Below are 22,277 nucleotides of genomic sequence, written 5' to 3'. Positions count from 1 at the left end.
TCATGCAGGGGCACTACTCCGACCTCTGGCACCGCATCGCGCTCGAGGCCCCCGACCGTCCGGCGATCGTGACGGTGGGGGAGGGCACGCTCAGCAACGCCGAGTTCGACGACGCCGCGGGTCGCTTCGCCGCGCTGTTGGCGGAACACGGGGTGCATCGCGACGACAAGGTGTCGATCCTGCTGCACAACCGCCCGGAGTGGCTCATCGCGTTCGCCGGCTGCATCCGGGTCGGCGTCGTGCCGGTGCCGCTCAATTTCCGCTACCGCGCGCGCGAGGTCGCCGCCCTGCTCGAGGACTCGGACTCCGTCGTGCTCGTCTACGGGGCGAGCTACGCCGACCTCGCCGCCGAGGCGGTCGCGCTGCTCGGCCGACCGATCACGCTGCTCCAGGTGCAGGACGTCGACGCCTCGCTCCTGCCCGGGGCGCTCGACTTCGCGGTGCACCGCGACATCGAGCCGCTTCCGCACGAGGACGCCGTCGAGGGCGAGTTCTTCATCTACACCGGCGGCACGACCGGGCAGCCGAAGGCGGCGATGTGGGGCGTCGGCCAGATGCTGTCGATGCAGCTCTACAACGCCTACCTCACGGCGGGACTGCCGCTGCCGGAGTCGTCCGACGACGTCGTGCGGATGGCCACCGGCCCGGAGTCCCCGGGGATCGTCGCGCTCGCCCTGTCGCCCTACATGCACGGCACGGCGCTCACGACCGTGATCAACGCGCTCCTCCTCGGCGGGTCGGTCGTCGTGCTGCCGACGCCGCGCTTCGACCCGAAGGCGGCGGTGCGCACGATCCGCGACCACCACGTCACCCGGGTCGCGGTGGCCGGCGACGCTATCGCCATCCCGCTCGTCGAGGCCGCCGAGGAACTCGGGATCACCGAGCTGACCTCGCTGACGTCGATGCTCTCCGCCGGGATGCGGTTCAGCGACTCGACGAAGGAACGGCTGCATGCTCTCGCGCCGAGCCTGGCGATCACCGACATCCTCGCCTCCACCGAAGGAGGAGCCGTCGGACTCGGGATCACCCGGTCGGCGGCCGACCTGCCCTCGCGATTCCGGATGACGCCGGGCACCGTCGTGCTCGACGACGCGCTCGAGGAGGTGCAGGAGGTCGTCGGCGCCGTCGGCAAGATCGCCTTCACCGGCGGGATGCCGCGCGGCTACTACAAGGACGAGGCGAAGACCGCCGAGAACTTCGTCGAGATCCGCGGCAAGCGCCACATCATCCCGGGCGATCTCGTGCGCGTCGAGGAGGACGGCTTCGTCGAACTGCTCGGCCGCGGCGCGACGGTCGTCAACTCGGGCGGCGAGAAGATCTATCCCGCCGAGGTCGAGGAGTCGCTGCTGCGCTTCCCGGGCGTCGACGACGCCGTCGTGTTCGGCCTCCCCGACCCGCGGTGGGGCGAGGTGGTCGCGGCGGTCGTCGCGGCCGCGAACCCCGGGAGCCTGGATGTCTCCGCCCTCGTCGAGCACGTCGGCGTCGAGCTGGCCGGCTACAAGAAGCCGCGCCGCGTGCTCGTCGTGACGGACCTCGAGCGCAGCCCGACGGGCAAGGTCGACCTCGCGGTCGTGCGTGCCCGCACCCTCGAGGAAGGCGTCACCGCATGACCCGGTACGAACCGGCGATCGACGTCGCCGCGATCCGCGCGATCGACACCCACGTGCACGTGCAGTCCGACTCGACGGGCCGTCGCTCGCTGCCCGACGAGCTCCTGGCCGCGATGGACGCCTACTTCGGCCATGCGTCGCGCGACCTCACGATCGACGAGCTCGCCGACTACTACCGCGGTCTGAAGATGGCGGCCGTCGTCTTCACGGTCGACGCCCGCACGATGTTCGACCACGTGCCCAACAGCAGTGCCGACATCGCGGCGGGGGCGGCCCGCCATCCCGACGTGCTCATCCCGTTCGGCAGCGTCGACCCGCGCACCGGCGCCGACGCGATCGCCCTCGCGCGGTCGCTCGTCGCCGACAGCGGTGTGCGCGGCTTCAAGTTCCACCCGACGGTGCAGGGCTTCGACCCGTCCGCCGACGAGTTCCGGCCGCTCTGGGCGGCGATCGAGGAACTCGGGGTGCCGATCGTCGTGCACACCGGGCAGACCGGGGTCGGGGCGGGGCTGCCCGGCGGGTACGGCCTGAAGCTGCGCTACTCGAACCCGATGCTGCTCGACGACGTCGCCGCCGACTTCCCGGGGCTGACGATCATCCTGGCCCACCCGTCCGTGCCCTGGCAGGACGAGGCGCTGTCGATGGCCGCGCACAAGGCGAACGTCTACATCGACCTCTCCGGCTGGTCGCCGAAGTACTTCTCGCCTGCGCTCGTGCGGCAGGCCGGCAGCATCCTGCAGCACAAGATGCTGTTCGGCTCCGACTTCCCCGCGCTCACTCCGGAGCGCTGGCTCGACGACTTCGCGCAGCTGGAGCTCCGGGATGCCGCCCGCCCGAAGATCCTCAAGGACAACGCGGTGCGACTGCTCGGGCTATGAGCGCCCTCTACCCGGTCTCGGACCTCTACGGGTTCGAGGAGCTGCTGACCGGCCCCGAGCTGGCGAAGCTGCGGTCGCTGCGGGAGCTGCTCGACACCGAGCTGCGGCCCGTGCTCGCCGACCACTGGGAGCGCGCGGCGTCGCCGATCCACCTGCGAGAGCCGCTGCGCGACCTGCGGCTCGCCGACGACCCCGCGCTGCTCGACGGCGAGGGCAACGTGCGTGAGCTGTACCGGGGGTTCCGCAACTTCGAGTTCTCGCGCACCGACATCGGCACCGGGATGCTCTACCACGGGCAGGTCGCGATGTTCCGCGAACTCGTGCGGCAGGGCGGCAGCGACGCGCAGGTCGCCGCCTGGGACGACGACATCGTCTCCTTCCGGATGACGGGCGCGTTCGCGTTGACCGAGCCCGATCACGGGTCCGACATCGCGCGCGGCCTGGAGACGACCGCCCGGCGGGATGGCGACCGATGGATCCTCGACGGCCGGAAGCGCTGGATCGGCAACGTCGCGCATTCGGAGTTCGTCGCGGTGTTCGCCCGCGACGTCGCCGACGGGGAGGTCAAGGTCTTCCTCACGCGCACGGATGCGCGGGGACTCACCCTCACGACGATCGAGCGCAAGGCCGCTCTGCGACTCGTCACGAACTCCGACATCGACCTCGTCGGCGTCGAGGTGCCCGAGAGCCACCGGCTTCAGCGCATCGCCTCGTTCGCCGACGTCTCGGCGCTCTTCCGCACGCTCCGACCCGACGTCGCCTGGATCGCCGCGGGTGCCCAGGCGGGGGCGTACGAGGCGGCGCTCGCCTACGCGCTGAACCGCGAGCAGTTCGGGCGCCCGATCGCGGGGTTCCAGCTCGTGCAGGACAAGCTGGTGCGGATGCTGGGCAACGTGACGGCATCCCTCGCCATGGCGGTGCGCCTGTCGGAGCGCCGGCAACAGGGCGTGCAGCGCGACGAGGACTCGGCGCTCGCCAAGCTCTGGGTCGCCGATCGGCTGCGCGAGACCGTCGCCTGGGCGCGCGAAGTGGTCGGGGGCAACGGCATCGTCATCGACAACGAGGTCGCCCGGTTCTTCACGGACGCGGAGGCGGTCTACACCTACGAGGGCACGCGGGAGATGAACACCCTCATCGTCGGGCGCGCGGTGACCGGGTTGAGCGCCTTCGTCCGCTGAATGGAAGGGTTGCTTGCCCGAGGCACATGTTTCAGGTAACCTGAGATCATCGGGAGGCGGCGATCGCCGTCGCCCGCCTTGCACCAATCTCAAAGAAGAGACAGAGGAGAGCAATGTCGTTCCCCCGGAAGCGCATCGCGGCCGTCGCCGCAGCCATCGCCCTGACCGCCCTCGTGGCGGGTTGCACCGCTCCGGCCGAGGAGCCCGTCGTCGAGGAGACCCTCGACCCGGCCAACCCGGTCTCGATCACCGTCGGCTCGCTGCCGGCCGGTGACTACGCACCGCTCTGGCTCGCCGTGCAGGAGGGCTACTTCGAAGAGGAGGGCCTCGACGTCACGATCGAGATCATCGCGGGCGGCGCCGTCGGCGTCACCCAGCTGGTCTCGGGCGAACTCGACTTCACCTCGGCCACCTGGGGCAACACGCTCCTGGCCGTCTCCCAGGGACTCGAGATCGAGGTCGTCCGCGAGGGCACCGACTCCAACAAGGAGGGCATCAACGGCCTCATCGTCCAGGCGGACGGCCCCATCCAGTCGGTCGAGGACCTCCGCGGTCAGACCCTCTCGGTGAACACGCTCGCCTCGGCCACCGAGGTGCAGATCCGCGACTGCCTCGCGTCCGAAGGCCTCGAGCCCGGCGACTACGAGCTCGTCGAGGTCGCGTTCCCGGATGCCGCCGCGGCTGTCAGCCAGGGTCGCATCGCGGCCGGCTTCGTGCCCGAGCCGTTCATCACCATCGGCGCGGCCCAGGGCCTCGAGCCGCTGTTCTACCCGTCGACCTGCAACGAGCGTCAGAGCGAGCTCCCGCTGATCAACTGGAACGTCGCGTCGTCGTACGCCGACGAGAACCCGGCCGTCGTCGCCGCCTTCGTGCGCGCGATGACCAAGGCGACCGAGCTCGCGATCAGCGACGAGCAGACGGTGCGCGACATCCTCCCGACGTTCACGACGCTGACGCCGGAGCTCGCCGCCGAGATCACGCTCCCGAGCTTCGTCGCGAGCGCTGAGCCCGACATCGAGGGCGCCGAGAAGATGATGGAGCTGCTCGTCGAGTACGGGCTGCTCGACGCCCCGCTCGAGGACCTCGAGCAGTACACCTGGCAGGGCTGACCCGCTGAACCCGGGGCGCGGGTGACAGCATCCGCGCCCCGGGCTTAGCCTGACCCTCACCGCCTCTCACACCACCACTTCCGAGAGCAGGAACACGATTTGTCCGCCTCCACGACCGCGTCGGCGCCCCCCGTCACGCCGCCGCCCGCGACCCCGCGCCGCGTGCGCTGGTCCGCCGCCCGGCGGATGACCCTCCTTCGCGGAGCCATCGGACTGCTCGCCCTGTTCGTCATCGCCGAGGTCATCTCGCGAGCGGGCATCATCAACTCGTTCTACTTCCCGCCGACGTCGACCGTTCTGGTGCGGGTCGCCGAACTGCTCGTCACCCCCTCGTTCCTCCTCGAGATCCTGTCGACGCTCTCGGCCTGGGCGCTCGGCCTGTCGATCTGCATCGTCGTGGCCGTCACCCTCGGCGTCATCCTCGGGTCGTCGCGCGCGGCCTATTCCGCGAGCCGGGCGATCATCGAATTCCTCCGACCGATCCCTTCGGTCGCGCTCATCCCGGTCGCGATGCTGCTGTTCGGCAAGGACATCGAGATGAAGGTCGCGCTCGTGATCTTCTCGGCGGCGTGGCCGATCCTGTTCAACACGATCTACGGCATGCACGACGTCGACCCGATCGCGAAGCTCACCGCCCGCAGCTTCGGACGCGGTCGCTTCTCGACGATGCTCAACGTCTCGCTGCCCAGCGCCGCCCCGTTCATCTTCACCGGCATCCGCATCTCGGCGTCGGTCGCCCTCATCGTCACGGTCGGCGCCGAGTTCTTCGGCGGTTCGACGTCGGGCCTCGGCTACTGGCTCCTCCAGGTCAACTCGACCGGCAACCGATCCGACCTGGTCTTCGCCGGCACGATCATCGCGGGCATCCTGGGCATCGCCGTCAACGGGCTGCTGGTGCTCATCGAGCGGAAGTTCTTCTCCTGGCAGCCCGCACTCCGCGAGACCGGGAAGGCCGGAGAATGAGCGCCGAGACCGCCGTGCAGACCTCGTGGTTCGGGGTGCCGCGCAAGCCGCGCCGTCGTTCGGGCGAGCGTCTGAAGTGGCTGCGCGAGTTCGCGATCCGCTGGGGAGCCCTCGTGGCCCTCGGCGTCGTGTGGGAGGTCGTCGCGATCCTCGCCGGGTCGCCGTTCTTCCCGCCGATCACCAAGGTGCTCGCACGCTTCGTGCAGCTGTGGTTCTCCGGACCGCCCTCCTCCCTCTTCCTCACCGAGAAGTTCGGCACCGACCTCGCCCCGAGCCTCATGCGCCTCTTCGGCGGCTGGGGTCTGGGGATCGTCCTCGGCATCATCCTCGGCGTCGCGATCGGACGCAGCCGGGTGTTCGGCGACTTCGTCGAGCCGATCATCCACTTCGCCCGCGCCATTCCGCCGCCCGCCCTGCTGCCGGTGTTCTTCATCCTCATCGGCATCGGCGACGACATGAAGATCTCGCTCATCGCGTTCGCGGTGCTCTGGCCGGTGCTGCTCAACACGATCGACGGCGTGCGGTCGGTCGAGCCGCTCCAGCTCGACACGGCGCGCGTGTTCGAGTTCAGCCGGCCGAAGGTGTTCTTCGGGATCGTGCTGCCCAGCGCCGCACCGAAGATCTTCGCCGGGTTGCGGGTGAGTCTCGCAGTCGCGCTGATCGTGATGGTCATCTCCGAGATGACCTCGTCGTCGGGCATCGGCTACAACGTCGTCATCGCCCAGCGCAGCTTCCGCATGCTCGACATGTGGGCCGGCATCGTCGTGCTCGGCATCATCGGATACGTCCTCAACGCGCTCCTCGCCCTGGTGGAGTCGCGGGTCACGAGATGGCATCGGGGCTCACGAGAAGGAGTGTCATGACCACCGCTGCGACGTCGAAGCCCGTGAAGTCGAAAGACCTGCTGGTCATCGAGGGGCTCGGCCACGTCTACGAAGGCAAGAACCGCCACGAGGCCATCGGCAAGCTCGACTTCACCGTCCCCGAGGGCGCGTTCGTGTCGATCGTCGGACCCTCCGGCTGCGGCAAGACCACGATGCTGCGCTGCCTGTCGGGCCTCATGAAGCCCACCCGCGGCACGGTGCTGCTCGAGGGCGAGCCGGTCGACGGCGTCCCCCGCGACCTCGCCCTCGTCTTCCAGGACTACAGCCGTTCGCTGTTCCCGTGGCGCACGGTCGGCGGCAACATCGCGTTCGTGCTGCCGCGCTCGATGGACAAGACCGAGCGGCAGGCCCGCATCCAGGAGGTTCTGGATGCCGTCGGCCTGACCGGCTCGGCCGACAAGTACCCGTGGCAGCTCTCCGGCGGAATGCAGCAGCGCGTCGCGATCGCCCGCGCCCTGGCCTACCGGCCGAAGATCCTCCTGATGGACGAGCCGTTCGCCTCCGTCGACGCGCAGACCCGCGCCGAACTCGAAGACCTCATGCTGCAGGTGCGCGACCAGTTCGGCATGACGATCCTGTTCGTCACGCACGACATCGACGAGAGCGTCTACCTCGCCGACCAGGTGCTGGTGCTCTCGAAGTCGCCGTCGACGATCGTGGCGAAGCTGGATGTCGACCTCCCGCGTCCGCGCGACCAGGTCGCCACCCGTGAGGACCCCGACTTCGTGCACCTCCGCAGCGACATCGCCCGCATGATCCGGGAGCAGTCTCAGATCCGGAAATGACCAGCTAGGTGGTCGCCGTCGCCGGTGCAGCACCGCACTGTGACGACACGCCGTGCGGCGCGCGGGGTGTCGCCCCAGGTCGGTGCTGGGCGGGCGGTCACATGCTGTCGGCGTGAGCTTGCTCGGTGTGATCCTCGAGGGCATCCTCCACGGCGGTCTCGCCGGGTCCGAACGGCGTAGGGATCAGCTGCTAGGTTCGCCGAATGGGGTGAGCAGCGGATCCGGCCCGCCCGTGCAGCACCCGATCGCGACGACACGCCGTGCCACACGCCTCCGGGTGCGCCGGAGCGGTGCCGGGTGGGCGTGCCTCAGGCGTGCAGGGTCTCGTTGAGGGTGACGCCGTGGCCGGTGCGGGGGAGGGCCTCGACGGCACCGGTGGCGGAGTTGCGGCGGTAGAGGATGCCGGACGCCCCGCTGAGGTCGCCCGCCTTCACGGAGCGCGGCTCGTCGCCGGGAACGAGGAGGGCGAGCTTCGTGCCGGCGGTGACGTAGAGCCCCGCCTCGACGACGCAGTCGTCGCCGAGCGAGATGCCGATGCCGGAGTTGGCGCCGAGCAGCGAGCGTTCGCCGATCGACACCCGGTGCGTGCCGCCGCCGGAGAGGGTGCCCATGATCGATGCCCCGCCGCCGATGTCGGACCCGTCGCCGACGACGACGCCCTGCGAGATGCGACCCTCGACCATCGAGGCGCCGAGGGTGCCGGCGTTGAAGTTCACGAAGCCCTCGTGCATGACCGTGGTGCCGGGGGAGAGGTAGGCCCCGAGTCGCACCCGGGCCGGGTCGGCGATGCGCACGCGCGCGGGAGTCAGGTAGTCGACGAGGCGCGGGAACCGGTCGACGCCGAGCGACGAGATCCCGGCCCGCTGAAGCCCGGGTCGCAGACGGTCGAACGCCTCCGGCAGCATCGGGCCCGCGGTCGTCCAGGCGACGACGGCCAAGTGGGAGAAGATCCCGTCGAGGTTGAGGTCGTTCGGCCGCACGAGCAGATGGGAGAGCGCGTGCAGGCGCAGGTAGGCGTCCGTCGTGGAGTCGGGTGCGGCATCCAGGTCGATCCCGAGCACGACGTGTTCGACGCGCACCTCGCGGCGTTCGTCGGGTCCGAGGTGCGGGGCGAGGGTCGCGGGGAGCCCGTGGTCGGCGGGCTCGGTGTTCGAGGGGGCCGGGTACCAGGTGTCGAGCACCGTCCCGTCGTCGGCGATCGTGGCGAGCCCGTGGCCCCAGATCTGGCGGGCGTCGGCGGAAGTCATGCCCTCAGGGTATCCGTGGCTATCGTGGGGAGGTGCCTCTCGACCTGACCGCGTCCGTCGTCGACCTCACCCGGCAGCTCGTCGACATCGAGTCCGTCTCGGCGAACGAGAGAGCCATCGCCGACGCCGTCGAGCACGCGCTCAGTGCCTACCCGCACCTGACCGTGACCCGGGATGCCGACGCCGTCATCGCCCGCACGAACCTGGGCCGCGAGCGCCGGGTCGTGATCGCCGGCCACCTCGACACGGTGCCGGTGAACGACAACCTCCCGTCGCGGCTCGAAGACGGCATCCACGGTGTCAGCGAGCTCTGGGGCCGCGGCACCGTCGACATGAAGGGCGGCTGCGCCGTCATGCTCGCGCTCGCCGCGACGGTGCCGGATCCGATCGTCGACGTGACGTGGGTGTTCTACGACCACGAGGAGGTCGCGAGCGAGCTCAACGGCCTCGGCCGGATCGCCCGCAACACCCCCGAGATCCTCGAGGCCGACTTCGCGGTGCTCTGCGAGCCGACCGGCGGCGAGGTCGAGGGCGGCTGCAACGGCACCCTCCGCGCCGACGTGCGGGTGACCGGCACGCGGGCCCACTCGGCGCGGGCCTGGATGGGGTCCAACGCGATCCACGCGATCACCCCCGTGCTGTCCCACCTCGTCGCCTACGAGCCCCGTCAGGTCGAGGTCGACGGCCTCGTCTACCGCGAAGGGCTCAACGCCGTCGGCATCCGCGGGGGCGTCGCCGGCAACGTCATCCCCGACGAATGCGTCGTCGAGGTCAACTACCGCTTCGCCCCCGACCGCGACGCCGCCGGGGCGGAGCGCCACGTGCGGGATGTCTTCACCGGCTTCGAGGTCGAAATCACGGACGTCGCCGAAGGGGCCCGTCCCGGTCTCACCGATCCGCTCGCCCTCGACTTCCTGACGGCCGTCGGCGGGGAGGCCCGGCCCAAGTACGGATGGACGGATGTCGCCCGCTTCGCGGCCCTCGGCATCCCCGCGGTCAACTACGGGCCGGGCGACCCGTCGCTCGCGCACGCCGACGACGAGCGCGTCCCGGTCGACCAGATCGAGCGCTGCGAGCGGGGCCTGCGGGCGTGGTTGACCTCCTGAGCCGCATGCCCTGGTGGGCGCGGGTCCTGGCGGTCTTCGCGGCGAGCCGGATCGTCACGACGACGATCTTCCTCATCGTCGCGAGCCTGCAGCAGACCAGCGACCGCACGGGGGAGGCGCCCGGCTTCGTCGAGTTCGCGAACATCTGGGACGGCCAGTGGTACTGGTACATCAACGGCGCCGGGTACCCGGGCGAGATCCCGAGGGATGCCGACGGCACCGCGGCCGAGAACGCCTGGGCGTTCATGCCCGCGTACCCGTTCCTGCTGCGGCTCCTCACCTGGGCGGTCCCGTTCCCGGCGATCGCGCCGTTCGTGTCGATGCTCTTCGCCGGGGCCGCGGCTCTCGTGTTCTTCCGGCTCATGGCCCGGTTCCTGCCGCCGGGGTCGGCGTTGTTCGCCACCGCCCTGTTCTGCGTCGCCCCGCTGTCGACGATCCTCCAGGTGTCGTACGCGGAGTCGATGCACCTCTTCCTGCTGTTCCTCGCGCTGCTGCTGCTCGTCGACCGCCGCTACGTGCTGCTCGTGCCGGTCGTGCTGGTGATGTCGCTCACCCGTCCGAGCGGGCTCGCCTTCGCCCTCGCTCTGCTGCTGCATCTCGTGCACCGGTTCGTCACCCGCGCGCGCGATCCGTTCCCGTGGCGGGAGCGCATCGCCGTCGTGCTCGTCGGTCTGTTCACGGCTCTGTGCGGGTTCGCCTGGCTGCTCATCGCCTGGGCGGTCACCGGGGATCCCGCCGCGTACACCGACACCGAGCTCGCCTGGCGCGAAGGATTCCTGGGCCCGGGCGAGCTCGTCCCGTTCACGCCGTGGGTGCAGGGGGCCCAGTTCTGGTTCGGCCAGTGGTGGGCGCTGCCCGAGCCGTGGGGACTCGTCGCCGCGGTCGCGGCCGTCGTGGCGCTCGCCGGGGGTTTCGCCGGGTTCCTGCTCAGCCCGAGGGCGAGACGCCTCGGCCCCGACATCCGGTTCTGGTTGATCTCCTACGCCGTCTACCTGCTCGCGGTGTTCTTCCCGCAGTCGAGCGTGTTCCGGCTGCTCGTGCCGCTCGCGCCGGCGCTCGGCGCCCTCGCGGTGCCGCGCTCGCCGATCTGGCGCGGGGCGCTGCTCGTCGTCGGAGTCGCCGGGCAGGTGCTGTGGACCGCCGGCGTCTGGCGCGCGGACGTCTACGACTGGACCCCGCCGTGAGCCCGCGCCGGCCGGGTGAACGGCCTACCACGGCAGCCTGAACGGCGGCACCGGATCGGCCCCTCGGTTTTCGGGACTCCGCAACATGCGGGATAATGGAAACTTCAGGGCATCCGAAAGGGGAATCTCATGGCTGCGATGAAGCCGCGGACTGTTGACGGGCCGATGGAGGCCGTCAAGGAAGGACGTCTCATCATCGTGCGGGTTCCGCTCGAAGGTGGTGGCCGTCTCGTGGTGTCGGTGAACGACGCCGAGGCGAAGGAACTCTACGAGGCTCTCGGCGGAGTGGTCAACGTCTGACGTCAGGTCAGTCGGAGAGCTTCACCAACTGCAGGAGTCCGTCTCCGGCCGTGCTGAGCGCCGCCGCGACGGCGGAACTGTCGGCGATCGTGGCGAGCAGCGCGCGGAAATCGGCGACGGTGTCATCGCGCGCCGCGGGGTCGGCGACCCGACCCCGCCACAGCGCGTGGGCGACGGCGACGATCCCGCCGCGACGGGCGATTCTCAGCCCGTGTTCGACGTAGTCCAGCAGCGACTCCGGATCCGCGTCGATGAAGACGAGGTCGTACGCTCCGTCGTTCATCCGCGGCAGCACCTCTGACGCGGTGCCGGTGATGAGGCGGATGCGGTTGGCCGGCACGTCGGCGTCGGCGAACGCCGTGCGCGCCACCTGCTGGTGATCGAACTCGATGTCGATCGACGACAGGACCGCGTTCGGGGCTCCCCGGAGGAGCCAGAGGCCGCTGACGCCCGCGCCGGTGCCGATCTCGAGGATCGAGTGACTCGTGCTCGCCGCGGCCAGCAGGGCGAGCTGCGCCCCCATGGCCGGAGAGACGGCGTCGATCCCCAGCTCCATCGAATGCTGCCGGGCGAGGGCGATCGCCTCGGGTTCGGCGACGAACTCTTCGGCGAACCGCCAGCTCGTCTCCTTGTCCGCCATGCGTCGAGCGTATCCGCCGACCCCGCCGCGTCCGGGGAGCGCGGGTATCGTGGGGGGCGTGTCCTTCGGACTGACCTTCGACAAGCTGCTGATCATCGGTGTGATCGCGCTCTTCCTCATCGGTCCCGACCGCCTGCCCGGATACGCCGCCCAGCTCGCGCGCTTCGTGAAGACCGTCCGCGGATTCGCGGACGGGGCCAAGGACCGCATGCGCGAGGAGATGGGCCCGGAGTTCGACGAGGTCGACTGGCGCAAACTCGACCCCCGCCAGTACGACCCGCGCCGCATCATCCGCGAGGCCCTCATCGACGAAGTCGTGCCGCCCACGGCGGCCGCGTCGAAACCGCAGTCGCCGAACGGACCCGCTCCCGCCAACCGCTACCGCGAGTCGGCGTACGAGCAGCGGCAGCGCAAACTCGGCAAGGGCCGCCCGGCCCCCTTCGACCCCGAAGCCACCTGAGCCGCCCCACCGCGGGTTGAGTGCCGGGCGCAGCCCGGTGTATCGAAACCCACGTTCGAGGTACCTGGTCTCGATACACCGCCTCCGGCGGCACTCGACCCGCGTCAGCGGCGGCGTACGGCCTTGAGGGTGCGCAGCAGCAGGAGCATGGGGCCGATCAGTCGCTTCCACTCCGCGCCCGTGCGGGGGAGTTGCAGCACACCGGTGGCGTTCGCGATCGTGCGGGATTCGACGAAGCGCAGCAGCCCCTCCGGCCCGTTGCGCCGCCCGAGACCCGACATCTTCAGCCCGCCCATCGGAGCGTCGACCGATCCGAAGGTGGCGCGGTAGCCCTCGTTGATGTTCACCGAGCCGGCTTCGATCCCCGCCGCGACGGCGAGGGCGCGCCGGGTCGACCCGCTCAGCACGGAGGCGTTGAGCCCGTACTCGGAGTCGTTCGCGAGAGCGACCGCCTCGTCGGCGGAATCGACGACGTGCACGGCGACGAGGGCGCCGAAGGTCTCCTCGCGATCGCACTTCATCGAACTCGTGACGTTCGCGAGCAGCGTCGGCTCGAGGAAGTAGGGGCCGAGGTCGGGGCGGGGCCTGCCGCCGGCGAGCACCGTGGCGCCCTTGGCCACGGCATCCTCGATGTGGGCGCTGACGCGCTCGAACTGCGCCTTCGTGGCGAGCGAGCCGACGTCGGTCGTGTAGTCGAAGTCGCTGCCGAGTCTCAACGCCGAGGTGCGTGCGGCGAACGCGGCGGTGAACGCCTCGGCCACGCCCTTCTCGACGTAGACCCGCTCCATCGAGACGCAGAGCTGCCCGGAGGCGGCGAAACAGCCGTAGGCGGCGTCGGCGGCGGCCTTCACCGGATCGACGTCGTCGAGCACGATCATCGGGTTCTTGCCGCCGAGCTCGAGCGACACGGCGTGCAGCTTCTGCGCGGCCCGGGCGGCGACCACCTTGCCGGTCGCCGTCGAACCGGTGAAGCAGGCGTAGTCGGCCGCGTCGACGACGGCGTTGCCGATGTCGGCCCCGGGCCCGGCGACGACGCCCCAGAGCGCGGCGGGCACGCCGGCATCCACGAAGGCGGCCCTCGCCATGAGGATGCTGACCACTGCCTGGTCGTCGGCCTTCTGCACGACCCCGTTGCCGGAGGCGAGCGCGGGCGCGATGTCCATGATCGCGAGCGACAGCGGGTAGTTCCACGGGGTGATCACCCCGATGAGACCCTTCGGTTCGAAGCGCACCCGCGTGCGCACGACGATCGGGATGCCGCCCCGGCGTCGCTGCGGAGCGAGCACCCGGCGGGCGGACAGCGCCGCATACCGGGTGGCGCTCACCGACTGGAAGACCTCCTCGAAGGCCTGGCCGCGGGTCTTGCCGGTTTCGGTCTGCACGGCGTCGAGCAGCGCTTCGCGGCGCTCGAGCAGCAGATCGTGCGCGCGGAGCAGCACCTTCCGCCGGTGCGCGAAGCCCGCCGCCCACCAGTCGCGCTGCGCCGCGCGGGCGGACTCGGCGGCCACCTCGACGTCGGCGACGCTCGACTGCGGGAGGTCGTAGAACGGCTTCCCGGTGAACGGGGCGATGACGGCCACCGTCTTGTTCGACGTTGCTGTGAGGTCACGGGCCAGCTGTTGCGCTGTGGCCCGATCGACCGGCGATCCCGACATGAGTGAAGCCTACGTTCCCCCGGGTTGAGCAGCGGCGGGCCGTCGGGCCGACGCGTGTCGAAACCGCCTACGATTCACAGCATGGGGGCTACCGCGCTGCGCCGGAACACGATCGTCCGATACGCGGTCGGATCCGTCGGTACAGGGGGATTCGGAACCCTCCCCGGTCTGGTGCTGCTCATCTACATGACCAACACCCTCGGCGTGAGCCCGGCCTTCGCCGGTGCTGCGTTCACCGTGTCGAAGATCTGGGACGTCATCATCGACCCCTGGATCGGCGCACGCAGTGACCGCAGCCTCGCCCGCACCGGTGCGCGTCGCCGCTTCATGGTGATCGGCGCCGTCACCCTGCCGATCTTCTTCGTGTTCACCTTCGCCGTACCGCCGGGCCTGCCCGAGGCCGTGTCGGCGGCGTGGGTGCTGCTGGGCTTCCTGCTCGCCGCGACCGCGTTCAGCCTCTTCCAGGTGCCGTACATCGCGCTGCCGGCCGAGCTCGTGGACAGCTACGACGACCGCACCCGACTGTTGTCGGCCCGCGTCATCGTGCTCACGCTCGCCATCCTCGCCTTCGGCGGCGGAGCGCCCGAACTGGTCGCGCTGGGCGCGAACGAGTACCAGGGCTACCTGATCATGGCGGCCGCGGCCGGCGCGATCTTCCTCGTCGCATTCCTCATCACCTCGACCGTCGAGCGGAGCGCACGAGGGACCCACGTGCCCCGCGCTCCGGGGTCGGACAGGATCGAGGGGCTCGCCGACCCGAAGGCGGGCGTGCTCATGCACTTCCGCCGGGGGTGGTCGGCCGTGCGGGACAGTCAGCCCTACCGCGCGCTGCTGTTCACGTTCGTCGTGCAGGCCCTCGCGATCGGGCTCATGCTCGCCGGGGTCGCCTACGTCGCCTTCGACGTGCTGCAGCTCGAGGGCACCATCCTGCTGTTCCTGTCGCTCATCGCGCCGGCGATCCTGGTGACGCCGCTGTGGTCGGTGATCTCGCGGCGCATCGGCAAGGAGCGCGCGTTCCGGCTCGCGACCGTCGTGTTCGCCCTCGCGGCGTTGTCGATGACGCTGCTCATCTGGTTCCCCGGGCCGTGGATCTTCGCCCCGGTCGCGCTCGCCGGGGCGGCGTATGCGGGGCTGCAGTCGCTGCCGCTCGCGATGCTGCCCGACACGGTCGCCTACGACGCCCAGACCAACGGACCCGGTCGGGCCGGCACCTTCAGCGGGGTCTGGACGGCGGGGGAGACGGCGGGCCTCGCGTTCGGCGGCACGATCCTGTCGATCGTGCTCGCCGTGACCGGGTTCATCCCGACCGTCGCGGAGCAGACCGTGACCCAGCCCGAGAGCGCGATCGTCGGCATCATCCTGGCGTTCAGCGTCATCCCGGCCGTGCTCATGCTGCTGAGCCTCATCTCGCTCGCGCGCTACCCGCTGCGCAAGTCCGACATCGACGCGCTCGTGCGCGACACCCCGCCCCCGCCCGGAGCCCCCGCATGACCGCGTTCGCCGAGCAGCCCGCCGACATCCTCCGCCGGCTGAAGGACCTCCGCGCCACCGACGCCCCGACGCACGGCGGCCGGGTGCTGTCGTACGTCTACGACCCCGGCCTCGCGGAGCTCGACGAGCTCGCCGCCGACGCCGCGAAGCTCATGCAGCCCGTCAACGGTCTCGACCCGACGACGTTCGGGTCGGTCGCGGCGCTCGAGCGCGACCTGCTCGGCTTCGTGCGCGACCTGCTGCACGGCGACGCCGACGTGGTCGGCACCGTGACGACGGGCGGCACCGAGTCGTGCCTGCTCGCGGTGAAGACCGCTCGGGATGCCTGGGCGCTCACGCACACCGGAACGCCCCGCCTGGTCATGCCCGTCACGGCGCACGCGGCGTTCCAGAAGGCGGCCCACTACTTCGGGCTGACGCTCGACGTCGTGCCGGTGTCCGACACCGGGGTCGTCGCGGTCGCCGACCTCGAGGAGCGTCTCGGCGACGATGTCGCGCTCGTCGTCGTCTCGGCCCCGTCCTACCCGGTCGCGGCCCTCGATCCCGTGGCGGCGGTGGCGGCCCTCGCCGCGGCTCGCGGCATTCCGGTACACGTCGACGCCTGCATCGGCGGTCTCGTGCTGCCGTTCTGGCCCGGCCTGCCGGCGTGGGACTTCGCGGTGCCCGGGGTGACGAGCATCAGCGCCGATCTGCACAAATACGGCTACGCGCCGAAGGGGGTCTCGGTGCTGCTGCAGCGCGGCCGCGACCGCCAGCGCCTCCAGTACTTCGCGACGACCCGCTGGCCGGGCTACCCGGTCGTCAATCCGACGATCCTCGGGTCGAAGTCGGCGGGTCCGCTCGCGGCCGCCTGGGCGATCACGCACGCCCTCGGGCTGCCCGGATTCCAGCGCCTCGCCGACTCGACGCAGCGCTCGACGTCCGCGATCATCCAGAAGATCGACGCCATCCGCGGCCTGCGGGTGCTCGGCGACCCCGTCGGTCCGCTGCTCGCCGTCGCCGCCGACCCCGGCGTCGCCCGGGACGAGCAGGTCGACCCCCACCACTGGGCCGACGCCGCCCGCGGCCTCGGCTTCATCCTGCAGCTGCAGCCCGCGGCCGCCGGCATCCCGCCCACCACGCACCTCACGATCACCCCGGTCACCGAGAAGGTGCTTCCCGAGCTGCTCGGAGTGCTGGCGAAGGCGGCGGATGCCGTGCGCGGCGTCCCGCACGTCGATGTCACCCCGTTGCTGGGGCAGCTCCCGCCGCTCGACGGCGCGCTCGACTCCGACACCGCGGCCGCCATCCTGGGCGGCTTCGGAATCAGCGCCGGCGGGGCGCTCCCCGACTCCCTCGCACCGCTGCTCGCTATCATCGAAGCGACCCCGCCACCGCTGGCGGAGCGGTTGCTCACCGAACTCCTCGCCCGTCTCGTCGAACCGCCCGCCCCCGCGGGCTGAGCCCCGGTCGGCTACCGGGACCTTCGACCCTTTCTGCTCGCCGACGCGTGAGTAGCCTGGCCGAGGCACTCACGAGCAGCGACTTCATCGGGAAATGGGATTCACACGAATGGTCAAGCAGATCCGCTTGAATATGATCTTCCACACCTCCGGCCGGCACGACGCCGGTTGGAAATCCTTCGACGACCCCACCACCCTGGTCGACGACATCGACCATCAGGTCATGCTCGCCCAGATCGCCGAAGAGGCGAAGTTCGACGCGATCTTCCTTCCCGACACCTACGCGGTGCTCGGCTCGAGCTTCCTCCGCAAGCCCCGCCGTGGCCTCGAGCCGGCCGTGCTGCTCGCGGCGATCGCGCGGGAGACGAAGCATCTCGGTCTGATCGCCACGGCATCCTCGCTCACCGGACACCCCTACAACGTGGCGCGGATGATCGCGACGTTGCAGCAGGTCAGCAAGGGCCGCGCCGGATGGAACATCGTCACCAGCCAGGAGAACGAGGCGCTGCAGGCCCTCGGTGTCCCCCTCGCAGAGAAGCTCGATCGCGCGACGCGCTACGAACGCGCCGCCGAATTCGTCGAGATCGTCGTGGCGTACTGGAACTCGCTGCCGAAGGAGGCGATCGTCGCCGACAAGGAGAACGACGTCTACATCGACCAGTCGCTCGCCCACCACGTCGACTTCGACGGCAAGCACTTCTCGAGCTCCGGGATCATGCAGCTGCAGGGCCGCTACAACGGGGAGCTCCCGGTGCGCTTCCAGGCCGGGGTCTCGGCGCAGAGTTGCGAGTTCGGCGCCCGCTACGCCGACGTGATGTTCACCTCGCAGCCGACCGTCGACCACGACCGCACCTTCTACAAGAAGGCGAAGGGGTTCGCCGCGGGCTTCGGCCGCAACCCCGACCACCTCGTCGTGCTGCCGGGGCTGTACGCCGTCGTCGGCGACAGCGAGGCGGACGCCCTCGCGCGCAAAGCCCAGTTCGACGAGCAGATGTCGCTCGACTTCCTGGTGTCGAACCTCTCGAAGCAGCTCGGTCTCCCGGTCGAGGAGCTGCACCCGGACAAGCCCCTCCCGTTCGACCTGTTCGAGAAGATCCCGACCGATGACGACGTCATCAACTACCGCCGCGGCGACATCGGCGGCGTCGCGAAGGAGAACGGCTTCACGGTCAAGCAGCTGGTGCACCACAACCTGACCCGCGGTCAGCGCTCCGTCTTCGGCACGGCCGAGCAGATCGCCGACCGGATCATCGAGTGGGTCGACACCGATGTCGCCGACGGCTTCAACATCAACGTCGACGTCCAGCCCGACGGGGTGGCGCGCTTCAAGGACGTCATCGCCGAGCTGCGGAACCGGGGTCGATTCCGCACGGACTACGAGTACGACAGCTTCCGGCAGAACTACGGTCTGCCCCCGGGATGACATCTGCGGTCGAGGAGCGGCGCAGCGGGCGTGTCGAGACCCCGCACGGGGGGCGCGGAAGGAGCGCATCCAGCGCATAGGATCGGCCCGTGACTGACGCGGCACCTCGACCCGCGCGCGCGCGTGAACTGCGCGCCGGCATCCTCGCGCGCTACGCGACCGGAGAGTTCGTCACGAGCGGTTTCGCGGCGCTGCCGGGGCTCGTGCTCGTCTTCTACCTGACCGACACGCTCGCCGTCCCGGCGCTCCTCGCGGGCGCTGTCGTCACGGTCGCGAAGATCTGGGACATCATCATCGACCCGATCGTCGGCGCCTACAGCGACCGGGAGTTCGCCGCCCGCGGCAGCCGTCGTCGACTGATGCGACTCGCCGCGTTCGTGCTGCCGGTGTTCTTCGTGATCACCTTCGCGGTGCCGACCGGCACCGAGCCGCTGCTCGCCGCCGCCTGGGTGTTCGTCGCCTTCCTGCTCGCGGCGACGGGGTTCTCGTTCTTCCAGGTTCCCTACAACGTGCTGCCCGCCGAACTGGTCTCGGGCTACGACGCGCGTACCCGCCTGCTGTCGGCGCGCGTCGTCGTGCTGACCGCCGCGATCCTGCTCTACGGCGGCGGCGGGCCGGCCCTGCGCGAACTCGGGGTCGAACTCTTCGGGACCGACTTCGGCGGTTACCTCTTCATGGCCATCGGCGCCGCGGTGATCTTCATCGTCGCGATCCTCGTCACCTCGACGGTGGAGCGTGCGGCCCGGGGCAAGGTCGACGCTCCGGCGGCGCCGGCATCCCTTGCCTTCACCGAGATCGCCCCGCCGCGCGACTCGATCGCCACCCAGGCCCGACGCGGTCTCGTGCTGCTGCGGTCGTCGACCCCGTTCCGCACGCTGCTGGCGACCTTCTTCATCCAGGCGCTCGCCGCGGGCGGGATGCTGGCGGGCACGCAGTACATCGCGACCTGGGTGCTCGGCGACACCGACGCCGTCACGATCCTGTTCGTCGCGCTCATCCTGCCGGCGATCGTCGCCGCGCCGCTCTGGGGCGTCGTCGCCCGCCGCATCGGCAAGGAGCGCGCCTACGTCATCGCGACGACCCTGTTCTTCCTCGGGGCTCTCGCCAACGTGGGTCTGCTCGTCGTGCCCGGCTCCTGGATCGTCGTGCCGATCGGCCTCGTCGGCATCGCCTACGCCGGCATCCAGGCGCTGCCGCTGTCGATGCTGCCCGACGTCATCGCCCACGACGCGCGCACCAACGGCCCCGGCCGCGGCGGGTCGTTCAGCGGCATGTGGACGGCCGGCGAGACGACCGGCCTCGCGTTCGGCACCACGATCCTCGCGGTCATCCTCGCCGTCTCCGGCTACCTGGAGTCGACGGCCGCGACGGCCGTCGAGGCGCAGCCCACCTCGGCGGTCTTCGGCATCGTGATGTCGTTCAGCCTCGTGCCGGCGACGCTGATGGCCCTGTCGTACATCCCGCTGTTCCGCTATCCGCTGCGCAAGAAGGACATCGACGCGCCCGCGGACTCCGCTGTAGGCGGGGGCGCTTTCGCGCCGCCGCGCGGTCCCAGCGCCGCGGGCCGTCCCGGCCCGCGGGTCACGTCCGGAGAATCGCCGCCCGAGTAACCCGGGGGCGGCTTCGATACACCGCGCTCCGCGCGGCACTCACCCCGCGGTGAACGGCAGCGGGCGGCGGGGCAGGTCGCGACCTCGGGCGGCGAGGGTGTCGGCGAGGGACAGGATGGCGGCGGCGGCCGGGTCGGCCGGATCGGCGAGTACGACGGGGGCGCCGGCATCCCCGCCTTCGCGCAGCGGGCGGGACAGCGGGATGCGCGCGAGCACCGGCACGTCGAGCCGGGACGCGACGGCGTCGCCGCCGCCCGAGCCGAAGAGGTCGCCGGTCATGTTCTCGATGACGCCGATGACGGCCTGACCGGTCTGGCGGGCGACCAGGCCGGAGCGCTCGGCGACCTCGGCGGCGGCGGGCTGCGGGGTCGTGACGACGAGCACCTCCGCGTGCGGCAGCAATTGGCCGATCGAGATCGCGACGTCGCCGGTGCCGGGCGGCAGGTCGAGCAGCAGCACGTCGAGGTCGCCGAACCAGACGTCGGTGAGGAACTGCTGGATCGTGCGGTGCAGCAGCGGGCCGCGCCACGAGACCGCCGTCGAGCCGTCGACGAACATGCCGATCGAGATCACCTGCACGCCGTGGCCGGTCGGCGGCATCATCAGGTCGCCGACCTTCGTCGGGCGGTCGTCGGGTCCGAGGCCGAGGATGCCGGGGATCGAGAAGCCGAAGACATCCGCATCCACGAGGCCCACCTTCAACCCGCGCGCGGCGAGGGCGACGGCGAGGTTGGCGGTGAGCGTCGACTTGCCCACCCCGCCCTTGCCGCTCGTGACGGCGTAGATCTTGGTCAGGGTGTCGGGGCCGAACTGCGACGTGCGCGTCCCGCGCAGCCGGGCCACCAGCGCCTCGCGTTCGGGCACCGTCATGACGCCGACGGTGAGGTCGAGCGACGACACCCCGGGCACGCCGAGCACGGCGGCGCGCACATCCCGCTCGATCGTGTCGGCCGCCGGGCAGCCGATGATCGTCAGCGCGATGCCGACCGTCGCGGCGCCACCGTCGACGACGACCTCGCGCACCATGTCGAGCTCGGTGATCGGACGGCGGATCTCGGGGTCGACGACCCTTCCGAGGGCCGCCCGCACGGCTGCTTCGGTCACTTCTTCGGCGCGGACTTCTTCGGCGCGGCGGTCTCGTCCTTGTCGGCGTCGAGCTCCTCGAGCAGCGAGCGCAGCTCGGCGCGGATGAAGTCCTTCGTCGCGACGTCCTTCATCGCGAGGCGCAGGGCGACCACTTCGCGGGCGAGGTACTCGGTGTCGGCGAGGTTGCGTTCGGCGCGCTGACGGTCCTGCTCGATCTGCACGCGGTCGCGGTCGTCCTGGCGGTTCTGCGCCAACAGGATGAGGGGCGCCGCGTAGGACGCCTGCAACGACAGGATGAGCGTCAGCAGCGTGAAGTTGGTCAGCCGCGGGTCGAACTGGATCTCCTCCGGCGCGAGCGTGTTGAAGGCGAGCCACGCCGCCACGAACACCGACATGCCGATGAGGAACCACGAGGTGCCCATCGCGCGGGCGAACGACTCCGAGAACCGGCCCATGCGGTCGCGGCCCGAGGGACGGAACGGTGACGAGAACGGTCCGCGGGAACCCTTCGGCAGGTCGAGGCGGGGTTCGTTACGACGTTCGACGCGAGCCATGACTCGTCCTCCTTCCGGTGGTGGTGCGGGTGGGGATGGCCGCAGTTCCTACGGTCACGGGATCCTCCTCGCTGGTACTTCGCCAGTCGTCCGGCAGGAGGTAGTCGAGGACGTCGTCGATGGTCACCACCCCGACGAGTCGGCGCTGTTCGTCGACGACGGGCAGCGAGACCAGGTTGTACGAGGCCAGGATGCGCGAGACCTCGGCCGCACTCGTGTGCGGGGTCACCGGCTCGAGCGAGGTGTCGAGCAGCGTCCCGAGGCGCTCGTGCGGCGGGTAGCGCAGCATCCGCTGGAAGTGCACCATGCCCAGGAACCGCCCGGTCGGCGGCTCGTAGGGCGGCAGGGTCACGCAGATCGCCGCGCCGAGTGCGGGAGCCAGTTCGTGACGCCGGATGAGGGCGAGCCCTTCCGCGACCGTGGCGTCGGCGGACACGATGATCGGCTCCGTCGTCATGAGTCCGCCCGCGGTGTCGGCGCCGTAGGCGAGGAGGAACCGCACGTCGTCGGCCTCCTCCGGCTCCATCAGATCGAGCAGCGCTTCGCCGCGCTCGTCGGAGAGCTGCGCGATGAGGTCGGCGGCGTCATCCGGCTGCATCTGGTCGAGCACGTCGGCCGCACGCTCGTCGTCGAGCTGGCTGATGAGATCCACCTGCTCCTGCTCGGGCATCT

21 protein-coding genes are annotated in these 22,277 nt (G+C 70.6%); 15 read left to right on the top strand and 6 right to left on the bottom strand.

The genetic code is table 11. From position 1 onward, the window contains the following. Positions 1-2: 2 nt before the first annotated feature. From ACILQS_RS06945 to ACILQS_RS06915, 7 genes are all read left to right on the top strand, one after another. On the top strand, positions 3-1,610 hold the full coding sequence (locus ACILQS_RS06945; RefSeq protein ID WP_395639388.1) for an AMP-binding protein: 1,608 nt from the start codon (positions 3-5) through the stop codon (positions 1,608-1,610). Then, entirely contained in the window at positions 1,607-2,488 is an 882-nt protein-coding gene (locus tag ACILQS_RS06940) for an amidohydrolase family protein (protein WP_395639387.1), read from the top strand. The genes ACILQS_RS06945 and ACILQS_RS06940 overlap by 4 nt, the downstream gene beginning before the upstream one ends. Beyond that, positions 2,485-3,666: an acyl-CoA dehydrogenase family protein gene (locus ACILQS_RS06935; RefSeq protein WP_395639386.1), complete on the top strand. Its 1,182-nt coding sequence runs from the start codon at positions 2,485-2,487 to the stop codon at positions 3,664-3,666. Before ACILQS_RS06940 ends, ACILQS_RS06935 begins: the two co-directional genes overlap by 4 nt. 113 nt (positions 3,667-3,779) lie before the next feature. Beyond that, positions 3,780-4,775 (top strand): ABC transporter substrate-binding protein, encoded by a 996-nt coding sequence (locus ACILQS_RS06930; protein WP_395639385.1) that lies wholly within the window; start codon positions 3,780-3,782, stop codon positions 4,773-4,775. Between the two features lie 99 nt (positions 4,776-4,874). Then, positions 4,875-5,738 (top strand): ABC transporter permease, encoded by an 864-nt coding sequence (locus ACILQS_RS06925; RefSeq protein WP_395639384.1) that lies wholly within the window; start codon positions 4,875-4,877, stop codon positions 5,736-5,738. Further along, complete coding sequence (locus ACILQS_RS06920) at positions 5,735-6,601, top strand: ABC transporter permease (protein WP_395639383.1); 867 nt, start codon at positions 5,735-5,737, stop codon at positions 6,599-6,601. Before ACILQS_RS06925 ends, ACILQS_RS06920 begins: the two co-directional genes overlap by 4 nt. After that, positions 6,598-7,407, top strand: a complete 810-nt coding sequence (locus ACILQS_RS06915) for an ABC transporter ATP-binding protein (protein ID WP_395639382.1) — start codon at positions 6,598-6,600, stop codon at positions 7,405-7,407. Before ACILQS_RS06920 ends, ACILQS_RS06915 begins: the two co-directional genes overlap by 4 nt. Before the next feature lie 308 nt (positions 7,408-7,715). Here the strand turns inward: ACILQS_RS06915 and dapD are convergent, their stop codons facing one another. Continuing rightward, complete coding sequence (dapD, locus tag ACILQS_RS06910; protein ID WP_395639381.1) at positions 7,716-8,654, bottom strand: 2,3,4,5-tetrahydropyridine-2,6-dicarboxylate N-succinyltransferase; 939 nt, start codon at positions 8,652-8,654, stop codon at positions 7,716-7,718. Between the two features lie 32 nt (positions 8,655-8,686). On the opposite strand from dapD, the gene dapE reads away from it, so the two are divergent. The 3 genes from dapE to ACILQS_RS06895 all read left to right on the top strand — a co-directional run bounded on the left by dapE (position 8,687) and on the right by ACILQS_RS06895 (position 11,244). After that, complete coding sequence (gene dapE, locus ACILQS_RS06905) at positions 8,687-9,760, top strand: succinyl-diaminopimelate desuccinylase (RefSeq protein ID WP_395639380.1); 1,074 nt, start codon at positions 8,687-8,689, stop codon at positions 9,758-9,760. Next, positions 9,745-10,944, top strand: a complete 1,200-nt coding sequence (locus tag ACILQS_RS06900; protein WP_395639379.1) for a hypothetical protein — start codon at positions 9,745-9,747, stop codon at positions 10,942-10,944. The genes dapE and ACILQS_RS06900 overlap by 16 nt, the downstream gene beginning before the upstream one ends. A 129-nt stretch (positions 10,945-11,073) precedes the next feature. Continuing rightward, on the top strand, positions 11,074-11,244 hold the full coding sequence (locus ACILQS_RS06895) for a DUF3117 domain-containing protein (protein ID WP_191281480.1): 171 nt from the start codon (positions 11,074-11,076) through the stop codon (positions 11,242-11,244). A 7-nt stretch (positions 11,245-11,251) separates the two neighbouring features. Here the strand turns inward: ACILQS_RS06895 and ACILQS_RS06890 are convergent, their stop codons facing one another. Then, on the bottom strand, positions 11,252-11,884 hold the full coding sequence (locus ACILQS_RS06890) for an O-methyltransferase (RefSeq protein ID WP_395639378.1): 633 nt from the start codon (positions 11,882-11,884) through the stop codon (positions 11,252-11,254). A gap of 58 nt (positions 11,885-11,942) precedes the next feature. On the opposite strand from ACILQS_RS06890, the gene ACILQS_RS06885 reads away from it, so the two are divergent. Further along, positions 11,943-12,344: a Sec-independent protein translocase TatB gene (locus tag ACILQS_RS06885; protein WP_395639377.1), complete on the top strand. Its 402-nt coding sequence runs from the start codon at positions 11,943-11,945 to the stop codon at positions 12,342-12,344. 104 nt (positions 12,345-12,448) lie between these two features. Here ACILQS_RS06885 and ACILQS_RS06880 read toward each other — a convergent pair whose 3' ends face one another. After that, positions 12,449-13,999, bottom strand: coding sequence for a succinic semialdehyde dehydrogenase (locus tag ACILQS_RS06880; protein ID WP_395639376.1), 1,551 nt, complete (start codon positions 13,997-13,999; stop codon positions 12,449-12,451). An 81-nt stretch (positions 14,000-14,080) separates the two neighbouring features. On the opposite strand from ACILQS_RS06880, the gene ACILQS_RS06875 reads away from it, so the two are divergent. The 4 genes from ACILQS_RS06875 (at position 14,081) to ACILQS_RS06860 (ending at position 19,965) form a co-directional block, all read left to right on the top strand. Beyond that, positions 14,081-15,490, top strand: a complete 1,410-nt coding sequence (locus ACILQS_RS06875) for an MFS transporter (RefSeq protein WP_395639375.1) — start codon at positions 14,081-14,083, stop codon at positions 15,488-15,490. Then, on the top strand, positions 15,487-16,932 hold the full coding sequence (locus ACILQS_RS06870) for a pyridoxal phosphate-dependent decarboxylase family protein (protein WP_395639374.1): 1,446 nt from the start codon (positions 15,487-15,489) through the stop codon (positions 16,930-16,932). The genes ACILQS_RS06875 and ACILQS_RS06870 overlap by 4 nt, the downstream gene beginning before the upstream one ends. A gap of 109 nt (positions 16,933-17,041) precedes the next feature. Further along, complete coding sequence (locus tag ACILQS_RS06865; RefSeq protein WP_395639373.1) at positions 17,042-18,355, top strand: NtaA/DmoA family FMN-dependent monooxygenase; 1,314 nt, start codon at positions 17,042-17,044, stop codon at positions 18,353-18,355. 89 nt (positions 18,356-18,444) lie between these two features. Then, positions 18,445-19,965, top strand: a complete 1,521-nt coding sequence (locus ACILQS_RS06860) for an MFS transporter (RefSeq protein WP_395639372.1) — start codon at positions 18,445-18,447, stop codon at positions 19,963-19,965. A gap of 39 nt (positions 19,966-20,004) precedes the next feature. Here the strand turns inward: ACILQS_RS06860 and ACILQS_RS06855 are convergent, their stop codons facing one another. The 3 genes from ACILQS_RS06855 to ACILQS_RS06845 form a co-directional block, all read right to left on the bottom strand. Then, complete coding sequence (locus tag ACILQS_RS06855; protein ID WP_395639371.1) at positions 20,005-21,069, bottom strand: P-loop NTPase; 1,065 nt, start codon at positions 21,067-21,069, stop codon at positions 20,005-20,007. Beyond that, positions 21,066-21,605, bottom strand: a complete 540-nt coding sequence (locus tag ACILQS_RS06850) for a DUF1003 domain-containing protein (protein WP_395639370.1) — start codon at positions 21,603-21,605, stop codon at positions 21,066-21,068. Before ACILQS_RS06850 ends, ACILQS_RS06855 begins: the two co-directional genes overlap by 4 nt. Then, on the bottom strand, positions 21,583-22,277 hold a 695-nt coding region (locus ACILQS_RS06845), incomplete at its 5' end, for a CBS domain-containing protein (RefSeq protein ID WP_395639369.1). The genes ACILQS_RS06845 and ACILQS_RS06850, both read right to left, overlap by 23 nt.

Origin of the sequence: Pseudolysinimonas sp. (genome assembly GCF_044239695.1) — a bacterium.
Taxonomy (GTDB): domain Bacteria; phylum Actinomycetota; class Actinomycetes; order Actinomycetales; family Microbacteriaceae; genus Pseudolysinimonas_A.
This window is presented reverse-complemented; position numbering and strand designations above follow the sequence as displayed.